This window comes from Lacrimispora algidixylanolytica (genome assembly GCF_003609635.1).
In the GTDB taxonomy this organism is placed as follows: domain Bacteria; phylum Bacillota; class Clostridia; order Lachnospirales; family Lachnospiraceae; genus Lacrimispora; species Lacrimispora algidixylanolytica.
On record NZ_MCIA01000032.1, the window covers coordinates 60,970 to 83,782 of the forward strand.

The window sequence follows — 22,813 nt, forward strand, 5'->3', positions numbered from 1 at the left end:
TTAAAAAGATTGCAGTACGTTGTAATAACAACAGACATGATTCCTTTATAATGTTATCCTGTACAAGGAATGAGGGCAAGGCAAGTGCCTAAGGAACCTCTTCCATATGAAACTCAACAAAATGTTGAAGAGTATTTGCACCAAATTAAAAAGGTGCTGTGCATAATAATTTACTTTAGGAGGTAATGAATATGAGCATGTTTTGTTATCAGTGCCAGGAGACGGCAAAGAACACGGGTTGTACAGTTATGGGTGTATGTGGTAAGACAGAAGAGGTAGCTAATCTTCAAGATCTTCTTATTTATGCGGTAAAAGGTATTTCTGAAATTGTAGTTAAGACAAATACTAGCGTTGCTGACATTGCTAAGATCAACCATGAAGTGATTAAGAGCCTTTTTATCACAATCACAAACGCAAACTTTGATGCAGATGCCATTGAAGTTCAGATCGTAAACGTACTTGGATTAAGAGATCAGTTGGCAAAAGATGCTGGCTATCAGGGAAATAATGATGCAGCAACTTTCACTGTAAGCTCAAGAGAGTCTATGCTTGTAAAGGCTGCTAGTGTTGGTGTTCTTGCAACTGAAAACGAAGATGTTCGTTCTTTAAGAGAACTGATCATCTACGGTGTTAAGGGAATGGCAGCTTATGTAGATCATGCCCTGAACCTTGGAAAAGAAAATGACGATATCTATGCATTTACCTACGAAGCTCTTGCAGCAACTTTGAATGATTCTCTGTCAGCAGATGATCTGGTTGCATTAACCTTAAAGACAGGTGAGCTTGGCGTAAGTGCTATGGCGCTTCTTGATGAAGCTAATACATCCCGTTACGGAAATCCAGAGATCACAACTGTTAATATCGGCGTTAAGAAGAACCCAGCTATCCTTATCTCTGGTCATGACTTAACTGATATGGAACAGCTTTTAGAGCAGACTAAGGGAACAGGCGTTGATGTTTATACACACGGCGAGATGCTTCCAGCTCACTACTATCCAGCATTCAAGAAATATGATAACTTCGCAGGAAACTACGGAAATGCTTGGTGGAAACAGGTGACTGAATTTGAATCCTTCCGTGGACCAATCCTGTTTACAACGAACTGTATCGTTCCTCCTAAGAATCCAGAAGTTGCTGGAAGAATCTACACCACAGGGGCTACAGGTTTCCCAGGTTGCAAGCACATCGTAGCGGACGAGAGTGGTAAGAAGGATTTCTCTGAAATCATCGCTCTTGCTAAGACTCTTTCAAGCCCAGATGAGATCGAGACAGGTACTATCGTAGGTGGATTTGCTCACAATCAGGTATTCGCACTTGCTGATAAGGTTGTTGACGCTGTTAAATCCGGCGCAATCAAGAAATTCTTTGTAATGGCAGGTTGTGATGGAAGAATGAAATCCAGAGACTACTATACAGAGTTTGCTGATAAGCTTCCAAAAGATACTGTTATTTTAACTGCTGGTTGTGCAAAATACAGATACAACAAGCTTGAGCTTGGCGATATCGGCGGTATTCCAAGAGTATTAGATGCAGGACAGTGTAATGACTCCTATTCTCTTGCACTGATCGCACTTAAGTTAAAAGAAGTATTCGAGCTTAATGATATTAACGAACTTCCAATCGCTTACAATATCGCTTGGTATGAGCAGAAGGCTGTAATCGTGCTTCTTGCACTTCTTCACTTAGGTGTAAAGAACATTCACTTAGGCCCAACAATACCAGGATTCTTATCCCCTAATGTTGTTAATGTTCTTGTAGATACCTTTGGTATTGCTGGAATCGGAAGCGTGGATGAAGATATGGAATTATTCATGAACGCATAATTATTTCAATATTAGCAGGTCATAGACGTTGCACAGGCAATGTCCCTGACCTGTTTTTTTGATAGTAAATGAGGTAAGTGCTGGCTTACAATAACTTTTAAACAATTTTAGTTAGTGGAGGTAATCATGAAAAAAGTAAATGTATTTTATGACAAGCTGTATTACGGCTTCCCCGTCATTCTTGTAAGTTATTATGATACGGACGGCACACCCAATGTGACTACCGTGTCCTCATCCTATACCTTAAGGGATATGATGGCATTGGGATTTAGCACAAAGGGTTACGCTCTGAACCGGATTAAAGAAGTATCTGATTTTGTAGTCAATATTGCAGACAGCAGCCAAATTGAGGCGATTAATTTCTGCGGAAAGAATACAGGAGCGGAATGTAGGAAGTTTGACAGCATTAACCTGACTCCAGTACCGTCTAAAGTGATCAGTGCTCCAATCATCGAAGAATGCCCGATCTCTATTGAATGCAGGCTGACCGATGTGTTTGAAAGTCAGAACCATTATGGGATTACCAACATTTTGGCGAAGATTAAAGGCCGTCTTGTGGCAGAGTCTTACTTAAGTGAATCCGGACGTCTGAATCCAAATGCATTTGATGAGGTACTCTACATTGGAGACGGAGGCAGCAAGGGCTTTCGTTTCATGAAATAAAAAAAGAAAACGTACCGAGGGCTTGTGTTGTATGAACCACCCTTGGTACGTTTTTTATCTAAGATTCCTTATAAATCATTCCTTGCTTTTTGAACAATCTGAGCACCCACAGCCGCACCCAGACTCTCCACGTTTGAGTTTCCGAATACCTTTTATAACGATAAAACCAGCATAAGCTGCAATGAGAGCAAAAATAATGATGGTAGCTAGCATTTCAAACACCTCCATTCTTAAATAGAAAATACGTGCCATTATATTAGTATGTAATCTTTGACTTTTCGTCAGTTAAAGTATATTTCTTATTATAATACCGTCTTCCGCCCCAGTAAAGTAGGCACCAATAAGTTACTAAGTTACTTAATTGATACCACCAAGATACATAGTAATTGGTAAAACAAGCATAATAATTGTGGTAGTATCTTTTTGGTAACCACACCACTAAATTGTGCCTACTTGCGTATTTTTGTTGGAGTGTTATAATAAAATTATCCAATAGATGGCAGACGTAAACAAAGTGACCATCCATTTGTCAAATATTTATCAAAAAGGAGATTATAACTATGAGTAAAGTTCTATATATCAAAGCAAATTCAAAACCAGATGGAGTTTCAAGAACATTTCAGATATCAGACTCATTTGTGGAGCAGTATAAGAAACATCACCCAGAAGATAATGTGGTAGTTCTCGATTTATATAAACTTGGGATTCATTTTCTAGAGGGAGAGGATCTTGAATATCATAATCCAGCACCTGGTGTAGGAAAGGATCATCCAGTTTTAAAATATGCTTATCAGTTTTTAGAGGCAGACAAATACGTATTTGCAGAGCCTTTATGGAATCTGAGCATCCCAGCTATCTTAAAAGCTTACATTGATTATATCTGCGTCTCCGGTATCACCTTTCATTATACGGCTGAGGGTCCTGCTGGCCTTTGCAATGGTAAAAAGGCAATTAACATTACCACCAGAGGTGGAAATTACAGCTCTGCCATAGCAAAAGAGTATGAATTGGGAGATAAATATCTGAGAACTATCTTAGGCTTTATGGGAGTCCTTGACTTTACTACCATAGCTGCCGAGCAGCTTGATGTGGTAGGAGTCGATGTAGAGGAAATAGTAGCAAAAGAAATTGAAGAAGCTAAGAAAATTGCAGAGACCTTCTAAATAAAGAATTAAAAAAAGCGGCGGTTCCTTTTGAGAACCGCCGTTCATTCTTTTAGTAATGGATGACTTGATCTGCTTCTTTGATTTTTTGAATAATAGGCTGAGCCTCCTCGCTTTGGAAAAAGCGTAAGGTAGTCTCCGGTAGAAAGTTGCTTAAATGAGAGAAATCCCCTTCTTTAATCAGCGTTCGAACGGTTGATGCACTGATTGGGGCGCCAGCAGCTTCCTTTCTGGGAATGATAATGCATTCAATTCCTGCTTGAGGCAGCCTTTCCTTCATAATATCATTATAAAGGGCTGTGACCAGACTTGTAGGCTCTTCTCCAACGTATCTTCTGTTAATACCAAGAGACTCTGAAATCTTAATGAAGATACCCAGATCCAAAAGTGCATGGCTTTCAATGACTGCATTATCATCCTTTTGAAAATAACTTGGGAAGGTGGCGTTGCTAATGATATAAGGGCCGCTATCATGATAGCAGATATTGGTGAGATGAGAGGTACCTTCTAGGATCAGACGTTTTCTTACTGAGAATGGGATCAAGCTTACATCCTCGCTGACAATAAATAAGTGAACCATATCATTTTCAGTCGCTGCCTTTTCAACAAGGGTAAGATGTCCCAGAGTAAAAGGGTTGGCATTCATTACAATGGCAGCAACGTTATCTCCTTCTTTTTTATTGGTACCAAGACGGTCGATATAATCTTTAAAGCCACTTCTCTTATTTTCCATAAAAACAACTTTGCCTTCAATCCTTACGATCTCATAAAAACCTAAATCAGAGAAAAATCTGGCGGCAGATGATTTTGTATATAGGAAAATGTGAGAGTTGCCCTGAGAAAACTGCACCTCAGTGAGATGGGACATCACCTGGTTCATCAGACCTTCCCCCTGATGCTCACTGCTTACAGCAAGACATCTTAAAGTATTGCCATAGCAACTTCCTGTAGCCACAACATTAAAATCTTCGTCAAACATAGCGCATGTATAATCCAGATTCTTATCTCTTCGTATTCCTTCACCTAAGAGAAGCTGATCAATGAGCTGGTTGCTCCTTTTATCATTTGAAGAAACTTTAGATATAGAATAATCACTCATAATTTACTCCTTTGCGTTATAACCTGTAAACACATCATATAGAATTGGTACGTATGATAGCTTCCCGACCAAATATCAGGAAAACGGCTCCATTAAAAAAGGCGCCGTAATTAGGTTTTATTTTCTTATAAATAATTGTATCCTTTCCTATTAAAAATGTAAATAGCTCAGGAGGTGATTTTTACATTTTTTCATCTATTTAGGATCATAATGTTAGTAGGTGCGATTTTTTGTCAATAAGGTACTAAAAAAGCCATCAAATTGTTCGTTTGATTTTCATAGTTACTTTTTTGATACTGTGTGTCAAAATAGTGCCTACTGGATAAAACAATGTAAATGTTATAATATGAACTATAGAGACAGAGAAAAGGATACTGTCTAGAAAAGGCAATCAGTAAAAAGTAACAGCCTGGACTTTAGGCATCCATAATATAAATAAAAAGATAGGAGTGTGGTTTCATGATAACAGCCATTAGAGACGAGAAGAACAGATACAGAAATCTGCAAAACGGCCAATGGGTCGAAAGCAGGAATGATACTTATATTACAATAAAATCGCCAATAGACGATACTGTCTTAGGAATGGTACCAGCCATGTCAAAGGAAGAGGTGGATATGGCCATTGAGACAGCGAAAAAAGCGCAAAAGCAATGGAGAAATGTAACCACAGATGAAAAAGCAGAGATCTTATACCGGGCAGCAGATATCCTGCTAAAGTATAAAGAAGAACTGGCAGAATTAATGGTCCGCGAGATCTCAAAGGATAGAAAAAGCTGTTATTCCGAGGTGGAAAGAACGGCTGACTTTATCCGGTTCACTGCAGATACTGGAAAGAACATCTCTGGTGAAAGCATTCCAGGAGACAGCTTCCCAGGCGGAAAAAACAATAAAGTATCCATCGTAAGAAGAGAGCCCTTAGGAGTTGTCTTAGCAATATCTCCATTTAACTATCCAGTAAATCTTGCAGCTTCCAAAATTGCGCCAGGCTTAATGGCTGGTAACTCTATTGTTTTAAAGCCTGCTTCTCAGGGTTGCCTGTGCGGTCTGTATCTGGCCAGAGCGTTTCAAGAGGCTGGAGTTCCCGCTGGAGTATTAAATACTGTGACTGGAAAAGGCAGTGAGATTGGAGATTATATCACCACTCATAAGGGAATTGATTTTATTAACTTTACTGGAAGTACTGAGGTGGGCGCCCATATCTCCAGTATAACCAGTATGGTACCGTTGTTAATGGAACTTGGAGGAAAGGATGCGGCTATCGTATTAGAGGATGCAGATCTGGAACTGACAGCTAGTAATATCGTTGCAGGCGGCTATTCTTATTCCGGACAGAGATGTACCGCAGTAAAGAGAATCCTTGTGGTAGAAGAGGTAGCTGACCAGTTAATTGAAAAAATCCTACCTAAACTAGAAAAGCTTACGATGGGAAATCCCTTGGATAGGGATGTAGATATCGTTCCCCTGATCAGTACCAACGCAGCAGATTTTGTCTGCGAGCTAATTGCTGATGCCAAGGAAAAGGGCGCCAAGTTATTGTTTGGTGGTAATAGAGAAGGTAATCTTATTCAGCCAACCTTGTTTGACAATGTAACAACTGATATGCGTTTGGCATGGGAAGAGCCATTTGGCCCTGTTCTCCCTATTATCAGAGTCAAAGACAAAGATGAGGCCATAAAGCTGGCCAATGAGTCAGAATATGGCTTACAATCCGCAGTCTTTACCCAGAATATCAACAATGCCTTTTATGTAGCAAATAAGCTGGAGGTAGGTACGGTTCAGGTCAACAACAAAACAGAGAGAGGACCAGACCATTTTCCATTCCTGGGAGTAAAAGCTTCCGGTATTGGAACTCAGGGAATCCGCTACTCCATCGAGTCCATGTCAAGGCCAAAAGTAACTGTCATCAATCTATCAAATAATTAAATTCAATTATAATACAGCAAATTAAAAGCCTCACGATTCTTAGGACCGTTAATCGGTCCCAAGGATCCTGGGGCTTTTAAATTTGCGCGATACGTTCTTCCTGATCAGATTCTGTATCAAGTTCTGCATTTAGGTACTGGCTGCCAAACGTATGCATCAGCTCAAGAATTGGAATAATCTTTTCCCCTAAGCCTGTTAAGCTGTATTCTACCCTGGAGGGGACCACGGGATAGACCTTGCGACTCACCAATTTATCCTCTTCCAGACTGCGTAGTTGAGAGGTGAGCATCTTTTGGGTAATCTGGGGAAGTCGTTTCTTTATCTCACTAAAACGTAAGGTGTTGCTGCTTAAGTACCAGAGAATCAGGATTTTCCACTTACCAGAAACCAAGTCCTGTACCATAGCCATGGGGCAGACATTGTATTTTAAGCATTGATTTTTCATATAACATTCTTCATGCATGGGTTTGCTGCAGATCACATTTGTAGACAAGAAAGCACCTCTTTTCAGTATAGAAAGTATATCAGGTATCCAAATCACTCATTTCATTATACCATTCTCAGTGAAAATGTAAATATCAGCTTTATTATTTCAAAGAAGCTTTGATTCTATGGGTCAAGTCATTGACATATAATAGCATATACTTTTTGGCTTTGCGGCAAACGGTATGGACAGGAATGGAAGGAGAAAAAGAATGATTGTATCATGGCTGACCACCAATCAGTGCAATTTAAAATGCAGGCATTGCTATCAGGATGCGGGAAGCAAATCTGCAAAAGAGCTGACCACAGAAGAAGCAAAGAAAATGATCGAGGAAATAAAATCTGCTGGTTTTAAGATTATGATATTTAGTGGAGGAGAGCCGCTGATGCGCCCTGACATCTATGAGCTGGTATCCTATGCCTCTTTACAGGGACTGCGTCCTGTTTTTGGCACCAATGGAACTCTGATTACGGAAGAGACAGCAAAAAAGCTAAAGAGTTGGGGTGCAAAAGCAATGGGAATCAGCATTGATAGCTTAGAGGAGGAAAAACACAATTATTTTAGAGGAAAAGAGGACGCATTTCAACTGACCATGGAAGGCATAGAAAACTGCAAAAAGGCAGATCTGCCCTTTCAGATACATACCACCGTTATGGATTGGAATCAGAATGAAGTATGTGACATTATTGATTTTAGTGTAAAGGTAGGAGCCATTGCCTGTTACCTATTCTTCCTTATCCCTGTTGGCAGAGGTAAATTCCTGGAAGAAACAGCGCTTGAGGTAGTAGAATATGAAAAGCTCTTAATGACCATTATGGAAAAACAAAAACAAGTGCCTATTGATATCAAACCTACCTGCGCCCCCCAGTTTATTCGTGTTGCCAATCAAATGGACGTAAAAACCAGGTTCCAAAGAGGTTGCCTTGCTGGATTATCCTATTGCATTATAGACCCTTTGGGAAATGTAAGGCCCTGCGCCTACATGACGGAGGAGGCGGGGAATGTGCGAGAGGAACCCTTTGATGAGATATGGAAGAACAGCCATCTCTTAAACCATCTGAGGACACAGCATTACAAAGGGACATGTTGTGGCTGCACCTATGAAAAAGAATGCGGTGGATGTCGGGCAAGAGCAGGATATTACCACGAAGGTGATTATATGGCAGAGGACAGCTACTGTGCCTATGGGAAACAATTGGAGACAGGAGGGACTTTGGCGTGAAACTAAAATCCATCATAATACCATTTGTTCTGTTACTGCTTGCAATGCTTTTGTCTGGCTGCAATCCCAAGACAGAAGAACCAGCTCCTACCTTAGAAGGTTACCGGTTTGCCGATGCGCTGGGACAGGAAATCACGGTTAAGAACCCAAAGAAGGTGGTGGCTCTTATGGGAAGCTTTGCGGAAACCTGGCTGAATGCAGGGGGAGAATTGACGGCAGTTACTGATGATGCCTTTGACGAAAGAGGGCTTGCCCTTTCAAAGGATATGGTAACCGTTGGGACATATAACAGTCCCAACGTGGAAAAAATCATAGGGTGTTCGCCGGATTTGGTGATCCTGTCTTCGGAAACAAGGGAGCATGTAGCAATCAAAGATACCTTAAAACAGGCAGGAATCCCTTCTGCCTACTTTCAGGTAACCTATTTTGAGGACTATCTAAAGATGCTTAAGGTCTGTACAGATATTACAGGACGAGAGGATCTTTATATAAAGAACGGTCTAGAGGTAAAAGAAAAAATTGATTCCATCATATCAAAAAAGAGCAGCTTACCTTCGCCCTCTATTCTCTTTCTCGTTACATACTCCGGTGGAGCAGTCGTAAAGAACTCTGAGTCCATGACTGGTAAGATGCTAAAGGACTTAGGTTGCAATAACATTGCCGATGAGGACAAAAGTCTATTAAAGGAATTTAGCATGGAATCCATCATGAAGGACGACCCGGATTATATTTTTGTGGTGCCCATGGGAAATGATGAAGCGCTGGCAAAAAAGAATCTTAAAGAAACGATAGAAAGCAATTCTGCCTGGAATGGTCTTCAGGCAGTAAAGAATGGTAAGTATATTATCTTACCAAAAGAAAAGTTTCTTTATAAACCAGATGCAAGATGGGGAGAGAGCTATGAATATCTTTCAAAGATTCTTTCAGGGGAAAAATCGTAAAGCTTGGGCTTTTCTACTTTGGGCATCCATAGGGCTACTCATTGGTGTGGGAGCAGGATTGTGTCTGGGAGCCAATCCAATGAAACTATCCTTGTTCTTAAAAACCCTAAATCAAAAGAATTCGGATGATTTTTTATACCGAATTATTATGACGGTACGGTTGCCAAGAGTCCTTGGTGCACTTTTAGCAGGAAGTGGGCTGGCAGTTTCAGGTACCATCATTCAGTCTGTATTAAATAATCCCCTCGCCAGTCCCAACATCATTGGAGTTAATGCGGGAGCTGGATTCTTTGTTTTATTGGCTTCTGCTATGTTTCCACCTTCCACTTACTTGCTACCCATCGCTGCATTTTTCGGTTCCCTACTTGCCTGCATCGTGGTGCTATTAGCAGGAGCTTTGGGCCAGATGTCACAGCTTATGCTGGTATTAATCGGATTTGTGGTAAATAGCATATTCACCGCTGGAATGAATGTGATTATGATTTTGTATCCAGATGCCTATGTGGGCTCAGGCAATTTTTTAGCAGGAGGATTGTCTTCTGTAACTTTAAGGGCCATTGCCTGCCCCTCTTTTTTCATCATTCTTGGTCTAATCCTGGCAATGTTGTGCGCCAAAGGCCTGAATCTTTTAAATCTTGGAGCGGATTATGCCAAGACCCTTGGAATGAATGTGACCGTAAGCCGATGCGCTTTTCTTTTTGTAGCTTCTATTCTAGCTGGTGCAGCCGTTAGCTTTTGTGGATTAATCGGTTTTGTAGGGCTCTTAGTTCCTCATGGCGTTAAATTACTCATTGGCTCAGATAACCGGTTTGTGATTCCTGCAAGTGCTCTCACTGGAGGTTTGTTCGTCATTGTCTGTGACTTACTTGCGAGAGTCATATTTTTGCCTTATGAACTGCCTGTAGGTATTTTCCTATCTTTGATTGGAAGCCCGTGTTTTCTATATTTGATGTTAAAGTACAAACGAAATGGCTTCACAGGATAAGGAAAGGAGATTATGATATGATTCAATTTGAGCACGTAACGTATTCGTACAATAAAACTCCTTTCATTGAGGATATGAATCTATGTTTTGAAGATGGCAAGATAACTGCAGTCATTGGTCCAAACGGCTGTGGAAAGAGCACGGTGATTAAGCTGGCGTCCCGCTTGTTAAAGCCCCATAGCGGAAGGATCTTGTTACATGGGGTGGAAATCAGTTCAATCCGTAGAAAGTCTTTTGCGAGAGAGATCTCCGTGTTGTTGCAAAATGGTCATATACCAGACATGACAGTGGAACAGGCTGTCTTATCCGGAAGATATCCCCACCAGTCATTCTTAAAGCCAGCTACCAAAGAGGATCATCTCATGATTGATCAGGCCATAGATATGGCTGATTGCAAAGTCTTAAGAGAGAAGCGTATGTGTCAACTATCCGGGGGGGAATGTCAAAGGGTTTTTCTTGCTATGATTCTGGCACAGGATACCCATATCATATTTCTAGATGAGCCAACCACATATCTGGATATCAATGTATCTTATGAGATGATGGAATTGATTCGTGACATGAATCAAAAAGTGGGAAAGACTGTGATAATGGTTCTTCATGATATGAATCTGGCATTAAATTATGCGGACAATATCATATTAATGAATAAGGGAAGGATTAAGGGATCTAATCTGGTTACGGATCAGAGACTTCATGAGCGAATTGGAGAAACCTTTGGCGTGAAAATACAAAGCTTCTCGGAGGAAGATGAGTCAAGATTTTATTTTGTTAAGAGATGAAATACTTAGATTGTTTCTCCTGTTTTTGTATGAGAATACCAAATAAATATAATAAAAATAAAGAATTAATAAACGAATAATTAAACTTCTATTGCAATTGCGATAAATATTGCAAATTCTGTTGAAATAGGTTATGATTAACAAAAGAATTAAAGGAGGTAAGCATATGTATAATATTTTAGTTGGCGGTGCAGCAGGACAGGGCATTGACACCACAGTATCGATTCTGGAAAAGCTTTTAAAGCGTTCCGGTTACTATATTTTTACAACCAGAGATTTCATGTCCCGTGTACGCGGTGGCCATAACTTTTCTTTGCTCCGGTTTGGAACAGAGGAAATTACTTCTCATAGTTATATTCTCGATGGAATCATTGCACTGAATGAAGAGACCATAGAATTACATAAGGACAAACTAAATAAGAAAGGTTTTATTTTATGTGATAGCAGTCTAGAATATTCAGATCCGGACTTAAACATTATAAAAATTCCCATGACTCAGATCGCAAAAGAGCTGGGAAATATAAGGGCCTCAGGTAGCGTCGCCGTTGGTGCCGTTTTAAAGTTGTTTGGAGAACCATTTTCCTATGTGGAAGAGGTTATGACCAGTCAGATGAAAGATAAGATTCTTGAAGTGAATGTTAAAGCCGCAGATGCTGGTTATAAAAGCGTGGAATCGTTATTCGAACATCTAGAGGGTGGATTTTCGGACTATATGTTGATTTCAGGAAGTGAAGCCTTAGGACTGGGAGCGGTGGCAGGAGGGCTTAAATTTTATGCTGCTTACCCAATGTCTCCATCCACAGCGGTTCTTGAATATCTAGCATCAGTAGGAAACTCTGCAAAGGTTTTAGTGGAACAGGCAGAGGATGAGATAGCGGCGGTTAACATGGCCCTGGGTGCTTCCTTTGCAGGTGCGAGAGCCATGACAGGGACCAGCGGCGGTGGATTTTGTCTTAAGGTGGAGGCCTTAGGTTTTTCTGGAATTGCAGAGATTCCTCTTGTGGTCGTGGATGTACAAAGGCCAGGTCCTGCAACCGGTCTTCCTACCAGAACAGAACAAAGTGATTTGAAATTCGTTGTCTCTGCTTCCCAGGGAGAATTCCCTCGTATGGTGATTGCTCTAAGAACTCAGGAAGATGCTTTTTACCAAACAGCCAGAGCCTTAAACCTAGCAGAAAAATATCAGATTCCGATCATTCTTTTAAGTGATCAGTATCTTGGTGACACAACCGCCTGTGTGAAGCCTTACGACGTATCAAAGATCTCTATGGTAAATTACGACACAGAAACAGAAGGGGACTACCTTCGTTACAGACTTACGGAGGATGGCATCTCAAAACGTCTGATTCCAGGTAAGACAAAACATCTGGTAGCAGCAGACAGTGATGAGCATGATGAAAGAGGTTGGATCACAGAATCCGCCACTGTTCGAAATCAGATGGTGGAAAAGCGTATGAAGAAATTAGATGGCCTTTGTGATGAACTTTTGGAACCAGAATTTATGGGAGCTGAGAATTGTACCACGCTTCTCCTTGGCTGGGGTTCTCTCTCTGGTCCTTTAAAGGAAGCAGTGCAAACTTTAAATCGGAATGGAGGAAGCTATGGAGCCCTTGTGTTTGGTGATATTTATCCACTTCCTCAAAAACAACTGAAAAAATATACTGAAGGCAGAACATTAATTAATGTAGAGCAAAATGCAACGGGTCAACTAGCTTCCCTCATCCGTGGAGAAACTGGAATTGCATGTCATGATAGCATCTTAAAATACGATGGACGCCAGATCACTGGGGAAGAAATTGTAGCACAGCTTCTGGAAGGAGGTCAAAAGTCATGAGTGAATTTAAAACATATGAAACAGCCTGGTGTCCTGGCTGCGGTAATTTTTCCATATTAAACAGTTTAAAAACGGCCTTAGAAGAGTTAGGAAAAAGTCCCCATGAGGTTCTAATGCTTGGCGGCATCGGACAGGCGGCGAAAACACCTCAATATATCAGTGCCAATAGCTTTTGCGGCCTTCACGGCAGAGCACTTCCAGCAGCAGTGGCAGCTAAAATAGCCAATGAGGACCTTACCGTAATCGTCAATTCCGGAGACGGGGATTCTTATGGGGAGGGTGGAAATCACTTTATTCACAATATAAGAAGAAACGTTAATATCGCCCACTTTGTACATGACAATCAGATTTATGGTCTAACCAAAGGGCAGGCATCTCCAACCACAGCAGAAGGTCATGTGACCGTAGTGCAGACAGAAGGTAATATCAATGCTCCTTTAAATCCTATGCTTTTGGCTTTGGCGTCAGGAGCTGGTTTTGTGGCGAGAGGTTTTAGCGGAGATGCAAAGCAGTTGACTGCCATTATGAAAGCGGCAATCGAATATCCAGGGTACGCCTATGTGGATATCATGCAGCCATGTATCACCTTTAATAAGATAAATACCTTCGCTTATTATAAAAATGCAGTCAAACCTCTTCCAGAGGATTATGATCCGTCAGATAAGCTGGAGGCTATGAGAATTGCAATGGGATTAGATGATAAAATTCCTACTGGAATTATTTATAGAGAGGATAAACCAGATTTCCATAAGAAGCATGTTCTGCTAAAGGACGGAAAACCTCTGCTTGATCAGGAGCGGGATAAGGGTGTCCTTGATAACCTGATCCATAGTTTTATTTAAGAAAAACAGATAAGTATGTGAGCGTAAAACGATCGAAGGTATGTAGATGCATGCCTTCGATTTTTGCGTCTATTCATAAGCCATGGGATATTGTATAATTCCATCCAATTGAAAATAAGATAACATATAAAGCGAAAAAGATCTTTCTGTTAATATCATGGGAGATCCGTAGGGAGGGACGTATGAATTATTTAGGAATCATAACCGGAATTGGAACCTTTCTTATCATAGGGCTGCTGCATCCGGTTGTAATCAAATCGGAGTATTACTTTGGAACGAAGGTATGGCCTTTGTTTCTGGTTTCTGGAATTGTTTTTATTGGTTTGTCTCTTTTTCTCGCTCACATTGCTGCCTCCTGTGTATCCGCGGTAATGGGGTTCTCCCTGCTCTGGAGTATTGGAGAATTATTCGAGCAGGAGAAACGAGTGGAAAAGGGTTGGTTTCCTTCAAATCCAAGAAAAAAGGATAAAAAATGAAAAATCAGATATTTTAGCGATAGAAAATATTATATTTACACATCATATACATATCTGTTCAAAATTATTGAAACAAATTGGATTTGTTGATGGTTTTGCACAAATGTTATACTTTCATCATAAAGGAGGAACCAATGGAGAATCGACTTCCAAACATATTCCTGCTAGTATGCCAGAACAAACGTGAATTCACAGTCCGGGAGCTGGCGCTGCAGATGGCTGTAAGTACCAGGACGATATACAGCGATATAAAAAAATTAAATGAGATGCTAGAGGCTGCCGGGTATCCAGTCATTAATGCAGATAAAGGTAAACTGATCTATGAGGAGCCTTTAATCATTGAATTTGAGGAGCTAATTGGTTCAACCTCTAATTTTGTCTTATCCAACCAGAGATTTCGCAGGCTACGTGTGATAGAATCCATCTTATTATCCGGAGACCATTTTACGGTAGAAGATTTAGTCAAAGAGCTGGACATATCCAGAAATACGCTCCTTGGAGATCTAAAGGAGATAAAGGAGATATTTCGTTTCCACACCATAGGGATGGAGGCCTTACCCTTTAAGGGATACCAAATCACTGGAAATGAGAGAAGTATAAGAAATTTACTCATCCTTACAATCAGCGAAGATCCATTGTTTTTTGAGGATAAATTAGAAAAACGCAATTCCCAGTTCCTTTATTCCTGTGAAGCATTTCTAGATGATGTGGCAAAACGGCTGAATGTAGAATTAAGCGATGTATCGTTTCAGAGAATGTTAGTAACTGTTTGGGTCACCTATGCCAGACTTTCCATCGGAAAATGGTTTCCAGAAGGTCCCAGGGAGCCCCTGACCAGGGAAGAAATCACCTTTGTAGAACGAAAGAAGGAGCTGGAAGAACTCTTTGGCAAAGAGGTACCAGTGGATGACTGCTTTTATCTGGCCAATAAACTAGGAGAAGCTTCCGTAGTTAAATACGAGGAGCTGCTATCTGAAAAATGGCTTCCCTTTCATCTCGTTACAAATGAATTTATTGAAGCAGTAGAAAAGGAATATGGTTTTGAGGCATTTTTAACGGATTCCAAACTTTATGAGGGACTTCTCAATCATCTGCGTCCTGCCTATAAGAGGGCATTGTCTTCGGAATGGGCAGAAAATCCATTGCTTCAATACGTGTTAGATCATTTTTCAAGGCTTAACAAGGCAGTGGAAAAGGGTGCCAAGGTATTAGAGGACAAGCTAAAGGTAACGTTTCATGAGCATGAAATATCTTACTTTACTTTATTTTTCGCCTCTGTCATCGAACGCAATGAGAAACAGGTCCGCAGGACACCCAATGTGATTATTGTATGCAATGCGGGTATTAGTACCTCTGAGATATTAAAGAGCAGGCTTCAATCCATCTTCCATGTAAACATTCTTGGAACCTTTGGTGTAAGGAATGCCGCCCTGTGGCTTAAGGAACACTATCCTGATTTTATCATTTCAACCGTACCATTTAGATTCAGAGATATCCCAGTCATTAAGGTGACTCCATACCTTTCAGACTATGATATCAAAGAAATACAGAATCAATTGTCCTTTCTCACGGCAAGGATTCATATATCAGATGTGATGAATATCATTCACAAATACGTTAAGGTGGAGGAGGATCAACTGCCTCACTTAAAGAACGAATTGAGTATCTATTTGGGAATTACAGAAAAATCACAATTAAAGAAAGGAATATATCAACCTATGTTAAAAGAAATTTTGACCACTGAACTGATTTCAGCGAAATTTGAAGCTACCAGCCGGGATGAAGCCGTAACGGAAAGCGGAAGGCTTCTGGTTCATAAAGGGCTGGCTGAGGAAGCCTATATTCGTGCCATGATAAAGAATGTCGAGGTAAACGGCACTTATATCGTCATTGCACCAGGAATTGCAATGCCTCATGCAAGACCAGAGGAAGGCGCTCTGGATATAGGACTTAGCATTGTAACATTAAAAGAGCCGATTCCATTCGGTCATCCAAAGAACGATCCAGTTAAGATCGTCGTAGGCTTATGTGCCATTGACCATCAGTCCCATCTAAAGGCCCTGACAGAGCTTGCAGATATATTGATGGATGAAAATAAAGTGGAACGCCTGATTATGGCGGAAAATGCAGAACAAATCTTAGATATTATTAAGGAGGAATCATTATGATTAAGATCGTAACAGTATGTGGTGCAGGTGTAGGTAGTTCAATGATGCTTCGTTTGTTCACCCAGCAGATTCTTGATGCTGAAAAAATAGAAGCAACGGTTGATGCTTCGGATATCGGATCAGTTAGTCCGGATTTATATGACATACTAATTACTACTTCAGATTTTGCTGATGTACTCAGAGATTCAAAGGCTCATATTATCCGAATCGACAATATGATGGACAAACAGTATTTAAAAGAACAGCTTCTTGAGGCAATTAACAAGAAGTAATTCACTTAAGGGGGCTTAGGTAAGCCTTAGAAGGGAGATAAAAATGGGAGTATTAATGTATCTGATTAATAATGTTTTCAGCCAGGCCGTATTCATCATTGGAATCGTAGTCATCGTTGGTATGGCGGCTCAGAAGAAAACCTGGGATCAGATTCTTCCAAGCGTAATCAAGACCATGATCGGCTTTACCATGATCAACGTAGGAGGACAGACCCTTGGTATGGCACTTTTGCCTCTCCAGAGTTTGATTTCTAAAATTTTCAATGTGCCTGCCGTATCTGCGGATATCGGAGCGGCTCAAAGCGAAAGTCTTACTGGAATCGGAACTGAGATGGCACTGATTTTTGCTTTAGGATTTCTCGTAAATCTTCTTCTTGCAAGATTTACCCGTTTTAAATACGTTCACTTATCAGCACACGTATCCTTCTTTTACGCAGGTCTAATCGCAGCGTTGCTGAAATTCGGAACTAGTCTTTCCTTTGTTCCGCTGGTTTTAATTGGTTCTGTAATCCTTGGAGTGTATATGACATTTTCTTGTGCATATGTTGCACTGTTTATGAAAGAAGTAAAAGGTGGAGAGGGCTTTACTCTTGCTCATTCCAGCTCTGTTGGAATTCTTATTTCTTCTCTCCTTGGTAAAGCCTTTGGAAACAAGGAAAATGATCTTGAGAATATTAAGGTACCAAAGAAGCTTAACTTTTTAAGAGAAATGACTATTTCACTGACCATTGTAATGACGATTTTGTTCTTTGTATTATGCCTCATAGCCGGGCCAACATGGGTTCGTGAAAATGTAACAAGCGGTCAGGATATCGTAGTATTTAGTATTTTACGAGGAGTATCCTTTGGTATGTGGATCACTGTTATTATTACTGGTGTAAGAATGATGCTTTCTGAAATTATTGCAGCATTCCACGGAATTGCCAACAAAATCATTCCTAATTCCGTACCAGGACTTGATATTCCACTGTTATTCCCTAACTATCCAAATTCCGTAATCGTAGGTTTTCTTACCAGTTTGATTGCAGGCCTGATCGGAATGATGATTCTTGGAATGATGAATTATCCGGTAGTGGTATTCCCGGCACTGATTCCTACCTTTTTCACTGGTGCGATTACAGCTATCTTTGGTAATGCCCACGGAGGACGCAGAGGTGCCATTATCGGTTCCTTTGTAAACGGTCTGATCCTGATTTTCGGACAGGCGCTTCTTCTTCCAATGATCGGAAGCTATGCGCCGATCATGCGTATCTTAAGCGAGACAGATTACTCCTTCTACGGCCCGATTTTAGGTTTGGTGCTTAAATTATTTGGAGGTATGTAATGAAAAATCTTGTGTTTTACCTTACGCTACACTATCCGGATAGAGAAGGTTTCTTCCGAATACTGGAGCTTCTGGATCAGGAAGAAGCCGGATATCTTGAAATAGGCATACCGGTTTCCGATCCCTTTATGGATGGTGACGTAATTAAAGAAATTAATAAGGAAACATTGGCCCGAGATATCACCCCTGAGGATGTGGTAGACACATTAGAAGAAATAAAAAGACGTTTCCGGTTTAAAGTAGTACTCATGACCTACAAAGAAGGCGTGGAGCATTTCCGCCTAAGTGAGGTCTCTAAGGATTTGTATCATGGTTTTCTATGTGTGGATGGTGATTACCCAACAGGAACCTTTCCAAACCAGATCTCTGTAATAAGTAAATCCTATGATGACAGAGCACTTTCAGTAGCCCTTGAGCATAACCAGCTATTTGCCTATGTTGTTTCCGGAGAGGGGAAAACTGGTTCTTTTGAATCTCTCCCGACGGAGTATATTGAGGTGATAAAACGGGTGAAAGGCTTAACTTCTATTCCCGCTTTTGTAGGCTTTGGTATTAAGTCTTCTAAGGATGTGAAAGAAGTGGTGAAAAACGGTGCCGATGGTGCGATTATAGGAACTGAATTTATTAAGCGTTACCAAATGGGTGGTATGGATGCCCTGACTGCTTATATCGAAGAATTGAAAGAAGCAGTATAAGAGAAACGTATCTGTTGTGATTGATTGCAAGGGGAGTGTTATGATATAACAACAGGTTTAGACAAAAAGTCTCCGGAGAGCTGGAAACAGCCGCCCGGAGGCTTTTTTGTAATTAGATTTGACAACTGCCTTAATAAGAATATAAAAGTACCATGTGAGTTAGTGAAAAATAACTTGACAATAAGTGAACGATCATTTATTATAGAACCATAGAGGTGATGACATGAGAAAAAAAGACGACGAAAAAGTGAGAAGCATAAAAGAAGCAGTAATTAAGCTGATCCTGCAGGAGGGCTTTCATGGCACTTCTGTCTCTAAAATCGCTAAGATGGCAGGGGTTTCGCCGGCGACGGTATACATTTACTTTGAGAATAAAGACGTTATGCTTCATGATATCTATATAGAATATTCAGAAGAGATTTATGCATACCTTTTGGACAGCATAGACAGGAAGATGGAAGGGCAGAAGCAGATCGAAATTCTCATACGCAGTTATTACAGCTATATTTTAGATAACAAAGAGATATTTAGTTTTGTGGAACAGTTTTCCAATTGTCCCTCTCTTGGAGGTAAGTGTACCGGAAAACGGGGAATCTGTAATATCTACAGCCTTGTGGAAGAGATGAAAGTACAAAATATCATTAAGGATTACAGAGAAGATAATATTTTGGCGATTATGTTTCAACCGGTTAAGGCAATAGCAGTTGATAACAGAAAAACAAAGGCACAAAAGGAAGAGCTACTGGAAGAGATGATTAATATCATACAGTATGCGATATTGCGATAGTTATAAGGCGGGATTGTTTTGCATTAGGATTTGCAAGAAATCTCGCAAAAAAATATTCTATTATAAATGAATATTCACTTTAGAATACGCACAGAAAGGATAAAACTATGAAAAATTACTTAAATAAACAATTAGGAATTGTATTTCCAGTTTCATATAAGGTTTTATTGCCTAATGTCGTAACTTCGATTCAAATGGAATCTTTGGATGATGCTCTGGCGGAGTATTTGGAGAACGAAGAGGTTGTAAAGATAGCGGTGCCGTTGAAACAGAATTTCGGCAAATCAAAAAAGATAGAAGAAGACTTTTATCGTACTGGAGTTACATTTGAGGTAATAAGTCTTGAAAGAACCGAAAAAGGAGTAAGACTTTCTGTAAAACTTCTGGAGCGAGTTGAAATAAAAGAATTATTGCAAGAAGAAGACGTTATGCTGGCCGCTTATGACATTTCCCCTGGTGTAATGGATTTGGACGAGAAAAGCAAAAAAGAGATGGTAGGATACGTTAAGAAGACCAGTGGCGAGATCAGCTCTAAGTTTACAGGCGGAGAACAGTATCAAAGAATCGTAGAAGGCTTTGAGGATTTAAATTCCTTGATCGTATACTTGTCTCAGTTTCTCCAGATTCCTGCCATTGAGCGGTATGAACTTTTAGAGTTGAAGTCGGAAAAGGAGCGAGGCCTTCGCTTTTTGGATCATCTTCTAAAGAACAAAGAGATGATTCAGTTCCAGATGGAAATCTCAGAAAAATTCTCTGAGCGGACCAATCGTTACTATAGGGAGACAGTATTAAGAGAACAGCTTAAGGCAATTCAAGAAGAGTTAAACGAAGGTAAAGAACAAAGTGGGAAAAAAGACGCGGATTATTTAACCAAAATTGAAGAGGCAGGAATGCCTGAGGAGGTTAAGGAAGCTGCCATTGAGGAATTTAATAAACTGGAAGAACAGGGACCAAATAAGCCAGATTACAATGTAATTAAAAATTATTTAGATCTTTTGGTTCAGCTTCCTTGGAAAAAGGAAGAGGCAAAAGCGGTCAATCTTGAAGAAGCCAGACAGATATTAAATCAGCAACACTATGGTCTTGAAAAGGTGAAAGAGAGAATCATACAACACCTTGCAGTTATGCAGTTAAATAAGAATAAAAAAGGTTCAATCCTATTACTAGTAGGTCCTCCTGGTACAGGAAAGACAAGCCTTGGAAAAAGTATAGCAGAAGCTCTTGGAAGAGAATACGTTAGGCTAAGCCTAGGCGGTGTAAGAGATGAATCAGAGATACGTGGTCACCGCAGAACCTATGTAGGAGCTATGCCAGGTAGAATTATTCAGAGTCTAAAAAAGGCAGGGCATACCAATCCGGTTATGGTTCTTGATGAAGTAGATAAGCTGATGTCTGGCGGATTTCACGGAGATCCTTCCAGTGCATTGTTAGAGGTTCTAGATCCGGAACAAAATTCCACCTTTACAGATCACTATCTGGATCTTCCTTATGACTTATCCGATGTATTCTTTATTGCAACTGCCAATTCTCTAGAGAGCATTCCATTGCCTCTCTTGGACCGTATGGAAGTGATTCCAATCTCTAGCTATACCATAGAAGAAAAGTTCCATATTGGTAAAGACCACCTTCTCTCGGCAGTGTTAGAAGACCATGGTATTCCAAAGGATCAGATTGTATTAGAAGATGTTGTCCTTAAAAAAATCATCAGTGATTATACCATGGAAGCAGGTGTAAGAGGCCTTAAAAAGCAGCTTGCTGCTCTGGCCAGAATTGTAGGCGAGAGAATTGTTTCCAAAAAGAGCGAAGGACCTTTTACCGTTAAGGAAGAGGATCTGGAAGATCTACTTGGAAGAAGAGTTTCCCGCCATGAAAAGGCACAAAATGACAATCCACCTGGAGTGGTAACAGGACTTGCCTATACACCAGTGGGAGGAGAAATTCTCTTTATTGAAGCCACTGATATGCCTGGAAGTGGCAACGTGATCTTAACTGGTAAATTGGGAGATGTTATGAAAGAATCCGCAAGGATATCCCTTAGCCTTTTAAAATCAAGGCTGCCTCTTAACACCTTTAATTTTAAGGAAAAGGATTTACACATTCATGTGCCATCAGGTGCCGTACCAAAAGACGGACCGTCTGCTGGAATTGCACTCTTTACGGCACTAGCATCTTTGGTAACAGGCCATAAGGTGGATTCTAGATTAGCAATGACAGGTGAAACTACCTTGCGTGGAGCAGTACTTCCCATTGGCGGATTAAAGGAAAAGCTTTTAGGAGCTCAGCGGGCAGGTATAAAAAAGGTTCTGATTCCAAAAGATAACTTGGTAGATTTAAAAGATGTACCTGAAGAAATCAAAGAACAGCTAACTATCATACCAGTGGAAACCGTAGAGGATGTGCTAAGAGAAACACTTGGTATTTCCCTTCCAAGACTTGAGCAGGTGTTAATGCAAAAAGAAGGAAGCGGACGTTTTTTAGAAGCATTTGATTCTGGTAAAACAAATTTAAGAAGAGAGGTAATTTAAATGACAGTGACAAAAGAAACTTTAATTGGAGAGATCTTAAGAGAGGATCAGTCTACAGCACCTTACTTTTTTGAAATGGGAATGCACTGTTTAGGATGTCCTTCCTCAACCATGGAAAGTCTGGAAGAGGCTTGTATGGTACATGGCGTTCCAGTAGAACCATTAGTAGAAAAACTCAATAGCCACATGACAAAGTAATGTATTAGAAAAAGAAAAGACTGCATCGGTTCAAAGGAATTTATCTTTGAATCGGTGCAGTCTTATTTTTATTCAGAAGCATGTCCAAAAAGGGCTCCTGCCATACTTTCATAGCCGTAAAGGCCTGATACGTGTCTTAGACCATCTGTAATCTCTAATTTGGTATAATCATTCTTTTCAAGAAAGGCTCCGTCCATATCATTCATATAATAATAGAACATAAGTGAAAGCTTAAAAATCTCCATGTTGGCTGGATCTAATAAATCAAACAGTTTATTTTCTGCATCGTTTATGTTTCCGTCATCAATCATCTTCGTCAGCTCATGATAGAGATTAAGATACGTTTCATCTTTCCATGCATTCTCTTCATTTTTACCAAGTTCTATATTAAAAATCAGCTTTAATAAGGTGCCTACCGCACTATTGGTCATCCTTGTTGCGTAATCATCTGTGAGCATTGGTTTCTCCTTTTCGTTAGAGCATAGCAAATTGTTTTATCAAAAATCAGATATGGTTTACTTTATCATAAGTAGTTATAAAAGTAAAGATTGACAATGAGGGGGAAGGAATAAATAAAAAGCAGGCATCTGCAAGTTTTAAAACATAC

The 22,813-nt window shown here is 40.2% G+C and carries 22 protein-coding genes; 18 read left to right on the forward strand and 4 right to left on the reverse strand.

All coding sequences use genetic code 11. The annotated features are described in order from the left end of the window. Positions 1-185 precede the first annotated feature (185 nt). Both hcp and BET01_RS17300 read left to right on the forward strand, forming a co-directional pair. Positions 186-1,823 carry a hydroxylamine reductase gene (gene hcp, locus BET01_RS17295; RefSeq protein WP_334295073.1) on the forward strand — a complete coding sequence of 546 codons (1,638 nt, stop codon included), beginning with the start codon at positions 186-188 and terminating at the stop codon, positions 1,821-1,823. A gap of 126 nt (positions 1,824-1,949) precedes the next feature. After that, the gene (locus tag BET01_RS17300; RefSeq protein WP_120198131.1) at positions 1,950-2,486 is read left to right on the forward strand and encodes a flavin reductase family protein; all 537 of its coding nucleotides are present in this window, start codon (positions 1,950-1,952) and stop codon (positions 2,484-2,486) included. A gap of 75 nt (positions 2,487-2,561) precedes the next feature. Here BET01_RS17300 and BET01_RS17305 read toward each other — a convergent pair whose 3' ends face one another. Further along, the gene (locus tag BET01_RS17305; protein ID WP_120198132.1) at positions 2,562-2,699 is read right to left on the reverse strand and encodes a FeoB-associated Cys-rich membrane protein; all 138 of its coding nucleotides are present in this window, start codon (positions 2,697-2,699) and stop codon (positions 2,562-2,564) included. A gap of 347 nt (positions 2,700-3,046) precedes the next feature. On the opposite strand from BET01_RS17305, the gene BET01_RS17310 reads away from it, so the two are divergent. Further along, complete coding sequence (locus BET01_RS17310) at positions 3,047-3,649, forward strand: FMN-dependent NADH-azoreductase (protein WP_120198133.1); 603 nt, start codon at positions 3,047-3,049, stop codon at positions 3,647-3,649. Between the two features lie 52 nt (positions 3,650-3,701). Here the strand turns inward: BET01_RS17310 and citC are convergent, their stop codons facing one another. Further along, entirely contained in the window at positions 3,702-4,748 is a 1,047-nt protein-coding gene (citC, locus tag BET01_RS17315; protein WP_120198134.1) for a [citrate (pro-3S)-lyase] ligase, read from the reverse strand. Between the two features lie 459 nt (positions 4,749-5,207). On the opposite strand from citC, the gene BET01_RS17320 reads away from it, so the two are divergent. Next, the gene (locus BET01_RS17320) at positions 5,208-6,671 is read left to right on the forward strand and encodes an NADP-dependent glyceraldehyde-3-phosphate dehydrogenase (RefSeq protein ID WP_120198135.1); all 1,464 of its coding nucleotides are present in this window, start codon (positions 5,208-5,210) and stop codon (positions 6,669-6,671) included. A 76-nt stretch (positions 6,672-6,747) separates the two neighbouring features. On the opposite strand, the gene BET01_RS17325 is transcribed toward BET01_RS17320, so the two are convergent. Next, positions 6,748-7,116, reverse strand: coding sequence for a winged helix-turn-helix transcriptional regulator (locus tag BET01_RS17325; RefSeq protein WP_158585096.1), 369 nt, complete (start codon positions 7,114-7,116; stop codon positions 6,748-6,750). Between the two features lie 250 nt (positions 7,117-7,366). On the opposite strand from BET01_RS17325, the gene nirJ2 reads away from it, so the two are divergent. The 14 genes from nirJ2 (at position 7,367) to BET01_RS17395 (ending at position 22,206) form a co-directional block, all read left to right on the forward strand. After that, positions 7,367-8,377 (forward strand): putative heme d1 biosynthesis radical SAM protein NirJ2, encoded by a 1,011-nt coding sequence (gene nirJ2, locus BET01_RS17330; protein ID WP_120198136.1) that lies wholly within the window; start codon positions 7,367-7,369, stop codon positions 8,375-8,377. Continuing rightward, a complete protein-coding gene (locus tag BET01_RS17335) occupies positions 8,374-9,318 on the forward strand; it encodes an ABC transporter substrate-binding protein (RefSeq protein ID WP_243117263.1) in 945 nt (314 codons plus the stop codon). Before nirJ2 ends, BET01_RS17335 begins: the two co-directional genes overlap by 4 nt. Then, positions 9,278-10,303: a FecCD family ABC transporter permease gene (locus BET01_RS17340; RefSeq protein WP_120198137.1), complete on the forward strand. Its 1,026-nt coding sequence runs from the start codon at positions 9,278-9,280 to the stop codon at positions 10,301-10,303. Before BET01_RS17335 ends, BET01_RS17340 begins: the two co-directional genes overlap by 41 nt. 17 nt (positions 10,304-10,320) lie before the next feature. Further along, the gene (locus BET01_RS17345) at positions 10,321-11,085 is read left to right on the forward strand and encodes an ABC transporter ATP-binding protein (protein ID WP_120198138.1); all 765 of its coding nucleotides are present in this window, start codon (positions 10,321-10,323) and stop codon (positions 11,083-11,085) included. A gap of 166 nt (positions 11,086-11,251) precedes the next feature. Beyond that, positions 11,252-12,919, forward strand: a complete 1,668-nt coding sequence (locus BET01_RS17350; protein ID WP_120198139.1) for a 2-oxoacid:acceptor oxidoreductase subunit alpha — start codon at positions 11,252-11,254, stop codon at positions 12,917-12,919. Next, on the forward strand, positions 12,916-13,761 hold the full coding sequence (locus tag BET01_RS17355) for a 2-oxoacid:ferredoxin oxidoreductase subunit beta (RefSeq protein ID WP_120198140.1): 846 nt from the start codon (positions 12,916-12,918) through the stop codon (positions 13,759-13,761). Before BET01_RS17350 ends, BET01_RS17355 begins: the two co-directional genes overlap by 4 nt. 182 nt (positions 13,762-13,943) lie before the next feature. Continuing rightward, positions 13,944-14,237 carry a DUF4491 family protein gene (locus BET01_RS17360; RefSeq protein WP_120198141.1) on the forward strand — a complete coding sequence of 98 codons (294 nt, stop codon included), beginning with the start codon at positions 13,944-13,946 and terminating at the stop codon, positions 14,235-14,237. 134 nt (positions 14,238-14,371) lie between these two features. Beyond that, a complete protein-coding gene (locus BET01_RS17365) occupies positions 14,372-16,405 on the forward strand; it encodes a BglG family transcription antiterminator (RefSeq protein WP_158585097.1) in 2,034 nt (677 codons plus the stop codon). Then, positions 16,402-16,677, forward strand: coding sequence for a PTS sugar transporter subunit IIB (locus BET01_RS17370; RefSeq protein ID WP_120198143.1), 276 nt, complete (start codon positions 16,402-16,404; stop codon positions 16,675-16,677). The genes BET01_RS17365 and BET01_RS17370 overlap by 4 nt, the downstream gene beginning before the upstream one ends. 43 nt (positions 16,678-16,720) lie before the next feature. Beyond that, a complete protein-coding gene (locus BET01_RS17375; RefSeq protein ID WP_120198144.1) occupies positions 16,721-18,001 on the forward strand; it encodes a PTS ascorbate transporter subunit IIC in 1,281 nt (426 codons plus the stop codon). Then, positions 18,001-18,696 carry a tryptophan synthase subunit alpha gene (locus BET01_RS17380; RefSeq protein WP_120198145.1) on the forward strand — a complete coding sequence of 232 codons (696 nt, stop codon included), beginning with the start codon at positions 18,001-18,003 and terminating at the stop codon, positions 18,694-18,696. The genes BET01_RS17375 and BET01_RS17380 overlap by 1 nt, the downstream gene beginning before the upstream one ends. A 223-nt stretch (positions 18,697-18,919) precedes the next feature. Further along, positions 18,920-19,483: a TetR/AcrR family transcriptional regulator gene (locus tag BET01_RS17385; protein ID WP_120198146.1), complete on the forward strand. Its 564-nt coding sequence runs from the start codon at positions 18,920-18,922 to the stop codon at positions 19,481-19,483. 107 nt (positions 19,484-19,590) lie between these two features. Further along, on the forward strand, positions 19,591-22,008 hold the full coding sequence (gene lon, locus BET01_RS17390; RefSeq protein WP_120198147.1) for an endopeptidase La: 2,418 nt from the start codon (positions 19,591-19,593) through the stop codon (positions 22,006-22,008). Next, positions 22,009-22,206: a DUF1858 domain-containing protein gene (locus BET01_RS17395; RefSeq protein ID WP_120198148.1), complete on the forward strand. Its 198-nt coding sequence runs from the start codon at positions 22,009-22,011 to the stop codon at positions 22,204-22,206. Between the two features lie 68 nt (positions 22,207-22,274). On the opposite strand, the gene BET01_RS17400 is transcribed toward BET01_RS17395, so the two are convergent. Next, a complete protein-coding gene (locus BET01_RS17400) occupies positions 22,275-22,664 on the reverse strand; it encodes a DUF6483 family protein (protein WP_120198149.1) in 390 nt (129 codons plus the stop codon). Positions 22,665-22,813 lie beyond the last annotated feature (149 nt).

Bases quoted from the DNA above. Each gene is read 5' to 3' on its own strand.
- hcp (WP_334295073.1), top strand. From the start codon at position 186: ATGAATATGAGCATGTTTTGTTATCAGTGCCAGGAGACGGCAAAGAAC.
- BET01_RS17300 (WP_120198131.1), top strand. From the start codon at position 1,950: ATGAAAAAAGTAAATGTATTTTATGACAAGCTGTATTACGGCTTCCCC.
- BET01_RS17305 (WP_120198132.1), bottom strand. From the start codon at position 2,699: ATGCTAGCTACCATCATTATTTTTGCTCTCATTGCAGCTTATGCTGGT.
- BET01_RS17310 (WP_120198133.1), top strand. From the start codon at position 3,047: ATGAGTAAAGTTCTATATATCAAAGCAAATTCAAAACCAGATGGAGTT.
- citC (WP_120198134.1), bottom strand. From the start codon at position 4,748: ATGAGTGATTATTCTATATCTAAAGTTTCTTCAAATGATAAAAGGAGC.
- BET01_RS17320 (WP_120198135.1), top strand. From the start codon at position 5,208: ATGATAACAGCCATTAGAGACGAGAAGAACAGATACAGAAATCTGCAA.
- BET01_RS17325 (WP_158585096.1), bottom strand. From the start codon at position 7,116: ATGAAAAATCAATGCTTAAAATACAATGTCTGCCCCATGGCTATGGTA.
- nirJ2 (WP_120198136.1), top strand. From the start codon at position 7,367: ATGATTGTATCATGGCTGACCACCAATCAGTGCAATTTAAAATGCAGG.
- BET01_RS17340 (WP_120198137.1), top strand. From the start codon at position 9,278: ATGAATATCTTTCAAAGATTCTTTCAGGGGAAAAATCGTAAAGCTTGG.
- BET01_RS17345 (WP_120198138.1), top strand. From the start codon at position 10,321: ATGATTCAATTTGAGCACGTAACGTATTCGTACAATAAAACTCCTTTC.
- BET01_RS17350 (WP_120198139.1), top strand. From the start codon at position 11,252: ATGTATAATATTTTAGTTGGCGGTGCAGCAGGACAGGGCATTGACACC.
- BET01_RS17355 (WP_120198140.1), top strand. From the start codon at position 12,916: ATGAGTGAATTTAAAACATATGAAACAGCCTGGTGTCCTGGCTGCGGT.
- BET01_RS17360 (WP_120198141.1), top strand. From the start codon at position 13,944: ATGAATTATTTAGGAATCATAACCGGAATTGGAACCTTTCTTATCATA.
- BET01_RS17365 (WP_158585097.1), top strand. From the start codon at position 14,372: ATGGAGAATCGACTTCCAAACATATTCCTGCTAGTATGCCAGAACAAA.
- BET01_RS17370 (WP_120198143.1), top strand. From the start codon at position 16,402: ATGATTAAGATCGTAACAGTATGTGGTGCAGGTGTAGGTAGTTCAATG.
- BET01_RS17375 (WP_120198144.1), top strand. From the start codon at position 16,721: ATGGGAGTATTAATGTATCTGATTAATAATGTTTTCAGCCAGGCCGTA.
- BET01_RS17380 (WP_120198145.1), top strand. From the start codon at position 18,001: ATGAAAAATCTTGTGTTTTACCTTACGCTACACTATCCGGATAGAGAA.
- BET01_RS17385 (WP_120198146.1), top strand. From the start codon at position 18,920: ATGAGAAAAAAAGACGACGAAAAAGTGAGAAGCATAAAAGAAGCAGTA.
- lon (WP_120198147.1), top strand. From the start codon at position 19,591: ATGAAAAATTACTTAAATAAACAATTAGGAATTGTATTTCCAGTTTCA.
- BET01_RS17395 (WP_120198148.1), top strand. From the start codon at position 22,009: ATGACAGTGACAAAAGAAACTTTAATTGGAGAGATCTTAAGAGAGGAT.
- BET01_RS17400 (WP_120198149.1), bottom strand. From the start codon at position 22,664: ATGCTCACAGATGATTACGCAACAAGGATGACCAATAGTGCGGTAGGC.